Source organism: Kosakonia sp. N21, assembly GCF_050587465.1.
Taxonomy (GTDB): Bacteria; Pseudomonadota; Gammaproteobacteria; order Enterobacterales; family Enterobacteriaceae.
In genome coordinates, this window is the sequence record NZ_JBOBHR010000022.1 from 1 (window position 1) to 3651 (window position 3651).

The 3651-nt window shown below is 54.4% G+C and carries 1 protein-coding gene; it reads right to left on the reverse strand.

Features of this window, described 5'->3' with window-relative positions; all coding sequences use genetic code 11:
• Positions 1 to 3632, reverse strand: a 3632-nt coding sequence (locus ACQ3G7_RS24640; protein ID WP_430892999.1) for a hypothetical protein, incomplete at its 3' end; no start/stop codon positions are given.
• Positions 3633 to 3651: the final 19 nt, after the last annotated feature.

The window sequence follows — 3651 nt, forward strand, 5'->3', positions numbered from 1 at the left end:
TTATAGTCATTTGCCGGTGTATGCTTTTCAATACCCACAGCCATTAACCGGTTCACCAGGTAGTTAAAAGCACTCTGTTGTTCTGACATTCGGATAACCAGATCTCTGGCAATCCGTATTGTGTTCAATTCCTGAAGGTCTTCCTCACTGTACGCTTCCCTTTCTTTGATGACCATTTCGACTTCCTGAAGCGCAAGCGTAATGATTGCTTCATCCACAATCATTGAGGTTGTATTTTGATCTGTGGAGAGCGCCAGACCCGGACCGAGTGTTTTTTTTGCCAGCGCTTCTCCCTGCTCATAGTTTTTGTATTTATCGCTGTGCAGTTTAATCAGCTTGTCATATTCAGATATTTTATTCGAAATGTTATTCGCGATCTTCTGCAATTGTTCTCCTTTGGATGACAATATTTTAATTTTTTCTTGTTCTTTTTGTGCAAGTAAAGCGTCAGGGTTGTTATGCGGAGATTTAAAACCACTATGCATATTATGCAGATGTGTATTTCTTCTTGCATTAGCTTCCACTAATTCCTTGTATACCTCTGCAATTTTAAGACCAATATTATTACTCTCCAACAATTTTTTCTTGCTTTTAATATCCTGTACGACAATGCGAGAATGCCAGGCAGCATAGATTTCTGTCGCATCAACAAGCCCGGTAGCGAACGCACGATAATAGGTATCCAGCAACGCATCGTTCCACTCATTTTTCAGACCCGGTAGAAATAATTGTTCTGTATGGTGCTCCTGTTGCTGCAGGCGTATTACTTCCTTTTTAAGAAAGAGTATTTTTTTAATTTTTTCATGATCGGGGTGTGTATAAATGCGATAAAACTCCTGATCGATAATCTGTACCAGCAGTTGTAACAGCGCACTCCAGCTAACAAAATCATGACCGGACAGTATCTTAAACAAAGCATGGCGCGTTTCTCTGGCAATCTCAACGTTAATCAGCGATCTATTAATTAAATCGCCAATGGCCGGAGACACCTCTGCGGCACTTTCCCCAGCATACTCCCACTCACCGTTGTAATTATGCGTAATAATATTTACCGTCGCGCCATTCTTCTTAGCCGAGATCACCCCCACATTGCCACCAAGGAAAACAAACGGCCACCAGGCTTTATGCAGAAAAATATAAAGATCGCCATTAGGCTGACGGTAAATACCCCCATCGCCCTCCAAAGAGGCCGGGAAACCCGCCGTGCCGGGATCATAATCCCAGAGCCAGGCCTCTTCTGTTAACCACTCCGACGCGGTGGTATTTGCAGGCCGTGTTCCGGTTCCGGTGGTCGGCGTTTGATCACTCTCTTCCCAGTGTTGGCTCTGCCGGTCTTTATAGACATGGACTGTTTTAGCCGTACTGTCATTGCGCTTTTCATAAATCGTCGCGTTGTCATACACGGTCGATGTGGCGGATGTTTTGGTGAGTGTAACCGGCCAGAAATTGGTGGCGGCATAAATAAAGGTTTCACAAGATGCCGCTTCGTAAATTCCGGGCTCCTTCTGCGTCTTAAAATCACCAGGTGAGGGTTGCATGGCATTACGCGGGTTAAACTCCTTTTCAACCCGCTCTTCTACCGCCCGCGAGATGACAGAGACGCCGGGCATCACCATTGGTCTGATGGTGGTTGCCGTATCCCATGTATTTTCTTTGCGCAGGACATAAACGCTTCTTGCGCCAGTGATAACCGCCCCCACGCTGTCGCTGATAAAGACAAACGGCCAGTATTTCCCCTGCAGACAGATATACAATTTATCATCCTGATAAATCGCTCCCTCGTGGCCCGCCGTCATCTGGTTGTACTGAAAGGTGTTACCTGCCCCCCATCTTTCCGCAAGATGAATCAGCGACGCTGATGCTGACGTCAGCACGGTTCCAGATGGCATCGTCGTCACTGAATCAGGCAGTGACTCCCCATGCGCAAGATCAAGGAACCATGTATGGGTGTCATGTTTAAAAAAAATGGGCAGCGAAGGATTGTTTTCATCGAGCAGTGAGGTGGTGGCATAAACCCGCGCGGTGATACCCGCCGGAGTATTCAAATATAAATCGATATAGCGGTAGTTACCGGCCACAAACAGGTAGTTCAGTCCGCCCGATGAATAGATTTTTTCGTCCAGAAGATCCATTTTGTAATCAGCGACGGTACCGCCGGACTTACCCGCTGGCGGGAATGTCTCGCGCACGGCCTTTTCCAGCCCGGCATCAATGGACGTATTGCGTGGCAACGGCGGCCATACGTTTTCCTCACGTGCCGGTTCTGTCGCCGGTGTTGTACTCTCTTCAGCCAGCAGTCTTCGCCCCCCGGCCCGGCGCACCCGCTCAGGCTTTTCCGGCGGCGGAACGTCTGTGACTATCTGGTAGTCCCTCTGCGCCAGCACCGCCTGCAACGCCGTCAAATCCTCCTCGGTCAGCACGTCCTGCTCCGGGTTGCGCAACAGCCACTGTACATACGCCGCACTGGAAATCGCCCCCAGCGCGGTCATCCCCAGCGGTACGCGATAGCGCCGTCCCAGCGCGGTGGCGCGCTGCCAGCGGCCCGGCGTGGCACCGGTGCTCTGCGGCCCGTCCATCTCCACCACGGTCTCTGCAACGGGTGGGTTCAGCAACCGCGCGGCGGCCTCATGCGACGGGGGTTGCGCTGGCGGAACCTGCTGTGCCGCAGGGTGATAGGCAGCGGGGGAGGACTGATGGTAGCTGCGCCAGAACGCATATAATGTACCCAGCCACCAGATCCCCAGCCCCACCCCCGTCGCAACTTTTGCCACCCGCCGGGTTTCCTCCGAAGCCAGCCAGTCCATGTCATCCTGGCTCAGGCGGATAATGCCGCCGCTCATGTCCATTCCGGCCACCGGGCTGCCGCCCGGCAGACCTGCGGCAGGACGGAGGTCAAGTCGCCAGCGCCCGTCTTCACGCAGCACGCGCGGCGATGCCCCGCCGGCATGCGTCTCTCCGGGTTTTATCAGCCGCAGCACGCCCTGTGCGCCGTCAGGCTCCACGCGATACATGCGCCCCTGCTCGCGGATAAACATCTCGCCGCCGCTGAGCCGGATATCCCCCTCTTCCCGCATGCCTTCAGGCGAGATACCCGCCATGCTCCAGCGCTCCGGCAGCCGCCGGGAGGTGAGCGGCCTGGTGCGCTCGCCGCCTGTCACGCCCTGCAGCAGGGTGTCGCTTATCCATGCCTCAATATTCTGCTCCAGCTGCTGGCGTAGCTGTTGCAGCGCAGGGTGTTCGCTGGCAGCAAGGATATCGGCCACCGCAGCGCTCCATTCCAGCCATGAGTTCCCCGCGGGCAGTGTCCGCCCGCCCAGCTCCTCGCGGATCGCCGGCAGCAGGGGCAGTAACGGCAGCAGAGCGGAAAGCTGCGCCACACCGGGCCAGAGCCGCCATTCCGGTTCTGACAGCCGCGCCTGCAGGTGCACCACCGCCTGCTGCTGCGCATTGATATCCGGGGTTTCAAGGATCGTTTTCACCGACCAGACCAGCATCAGGTTGAGGTAGTTCTGGTACCAGGGTTGCAGTTCCGGATAGTGCACCACACCGGTAAGGACCCAGCGCAGCGTATCATCCGGCGTGGTGAGATCGCGTTGAAGCTGAAACGCATGGATGGTCTGCAGCGTGCGCATGGCCTCTGCCGCCGACGGG